We start from the raw sequence: 2139 nt of genomic DNA on the forward strand, positions 1-2139 counted from the left end.
GGCGCGGACGCGGCCGGCAGCAGCCCGAGCGCGCCGACGGCGAGCAGGCCGAGCGTGGCGACGACCCACCACGTGTACGCGTCCGGCGGCGGCACCCAGTCGAGCGTGCCGCGCACCTCCAGCGGCTCGGTGCCGTCGCGCAACGGCACGACCCAGTCCCGTACCCGGTGCTCCCGGTCCGGGGCCGTCCGCACCTGCGGCGGTGGCGCCGCCTCGCGCCACAGTGCCCGCTGGTCGTGCCACCGGACGGTGGACGAGTCGTCGACCCGGCGCCAGTTCGGCTCGGCCGCCGGGTTCGCCTCCGCCGGTACGCGGGTGCCCCCGGCGATGGTCCGGTTGAGGTACGTCGCGGGGGAGCGCACGTTCTCGTACACCCCGTCCGGGCCGACCCGCAGGTACGGCTCCCCGGAGTAGCCGAGCACCTCGACGGTCCGGTCACCGGTGTTGGTCAGTTCCAGTCGGGCGCCGGCCTCCACCGTCCGTACGACCAGACCGGGCCGCGCCGGTGTGACCGCCGTGACCTCGGTGCGGTAGTCGGTGCCGTCGGGGGCGTCCGCGCCGTGCGCGGCGGCCGGCGTGGCGGTCGCGAGCGTGGCGGTGAGGGCGCCGGCGAGCAGCAGCCCGGCGCGGGTCAGCAGGGTACGCATCAGCCGGCGGCCTCCACGGCGGCGCGGATGCCGTCGGGGGAGCGGTCGGCGACCGGCTTGCCGTTCACCTGGACGGTCGGGGTGCCGGTGATGCCGGCACGGCTGGCCTCGGAGGTGACGTGCTCGGTCCACGCCTCGTACTTTCCGTCGCGTACGCAGGAGCCGAAGTCGTCGCGGTCCAGCCCGACGCCCGCGCCGATGTCGATCAGTTGGTCGTCGCTCAGGCCGGCCCCGCCCTCGGGCGGCTGCCGTTCGAAGAGCGCGTCGCTGAACTCCCGGAACTTCCCGCCCTCGGCGGCGCAGCCCGAGGCGGCCGAGGAGCGGGTGGAGTACTCGGTGGTGGAGAAGCGGTCGAGGTACGCGACGGGGTGGAAGACGACCCGGGCCTTGCCCTCGTCGACGAGCTGGTTGATCGTGTCGCCGCTGACCTGCTGGAACTGCTTGCAGGCCGGGCAGAGGTAGTCCTCGTACAGGTCGATGGTGACCGGCCCGGAGCCGAGGACGACGCCGGTGCCGGTGTCGTTCGCGCCGGGCGGGGCGGTGTACTCGTCGGCCTGCTGACCCCGGAAGACGCTCCACCCGATGAGGCCGGCGACGACCAGCACGGCGACGGCGGCGACCGAGATCCAGAGCGTGCGCTTGCGCCGCCGTTCCCGGGCCATCTGCTCCCGCACTACGCGGGCGGCCTCGTTGCGTCCCTTGCGACTACTCATCCTCGTCCTCCACGGCGGGTTCACCCGTCAGCCAGCCGTCCACCGAGAACGGGGTGCGGGGCCAGATCAGCAGGAACCCGGCCAGCGCCAGGAATCCCAGGTCCCGGAGGATCTCCGGCAGGTAGCTCGGTGCCTGCCCCTCGGCGAGCTGCCCGCCGCTGCCGAAGCAGCCGCAGTCGATCGCCAGGCCGCGGGTCCAGGCCGAGGCGATGCCCGCGATGAACACCACCAGCAGCGCCGCGGAGACCCCGGCGGCCAGTCGGGTGGCCAGCCCGAGGAGCAGGAGTACGCCCAGCGCCAGCTCGACGAAGGGCAGCGCCGCGCCGATCACGGTCGCCAGGTCGTACGGCATCACCTGGTACGCGTTGACGGCGCGACCGGAGGCGGCCAGGTCGCCCACCTTCGTCGCGCCGGCGACGAGCCAGACGGTGGCCAGCCCGAGCCGTGCGGCGGTGCCGAGCCAGGGCCGGAGGGCGGGCCAGCGGACGGTCCGGGTCAGCGGTGCGGTCACGGTCATTGGTCGTTCCGTCCCCCGGGGAAGTTCCCGCCTCAGCCGGCGAGGGCGTCGCCGACGGCCTCGACCAGGTCGTTGCGCGCCCGGGCCACCCGGGAGCGGATGGTGCCCACCGGCACCCCCTCCACGGCGGCGGCCTCGGCGTACGACAGGCCGAGCAGTTGGGTGAGCACGAACGCGCCGCGCCGTTCGGCGGGGAGCCGGCGGACCAGGTCGGCGGCGGGGTCGAGCTTGTCGTGCTGGATGAGGGCGGGGTCTACGCGCT

3 protein-coding genes and 1 pseudogene are annotated in these 2139 nt (G+C 74.7%); all 4 read right to left on the bottom strand.

The window, feature by feature from the left end:
- Nucleotides 1-647 (bottom strand): annotated as a pseudogene (locus tag AB0I76_RS28365) (hypothetical protein); the annotation flags it as partial.
- Nucleotides 647-1360 carry a thioredoxin domain-containing protein gene (locus AB0I76_RS28370; protein ID WP_357041739.1) on the bottom strand — a complete coding sequence of 238 codons (714 nt, stop codon included), beginning with the start codon at nt 1358-1360 and terminating at the stop codon, nt 647-649. The gene AB0I76_RS28370 and the pseudogene AB0I76_RS28365, both read right to left, overlap by 1 nt.
- Nucleotides 1353-1877 carry a MauE/DoxX family redox-associated membrane protein gene (locus tag AB0I76_RS28375; RefSeq protein ID WP_357041742.1) on the bottom strand — a complete coding sequence of 175 codons (525 nt, stop codon included), beginning with the start codon at nt 1875-1877 and terminating at the stop codon, nt 1353-1355. The genes AB0I76_RS28370 and AB0I76_RS28375 overlap by 8 nt, the downstream gene beginning before the upstream one ends.
- 32 nt (nt 1878-1909) lie before the next feature.
- Nucleotides 1910-2139, bottom strand: a 230-nt coding sequence (locus AB0I76_RS28380; protein ID WP_357041744.1) for a sigma factor-like helix-turn-helix DNA-binding protein, incomplete at its 5' end; no start/stop codon positions are given.

Source organism: Micromonospora sp. NPDC049799 (assembly GCF_040656655.1).
Lineage (GTDB): Bacteria > Actinomycetota > Actinomycetes > Mycobacteriales > Micromonosporaceae > Micromonospora.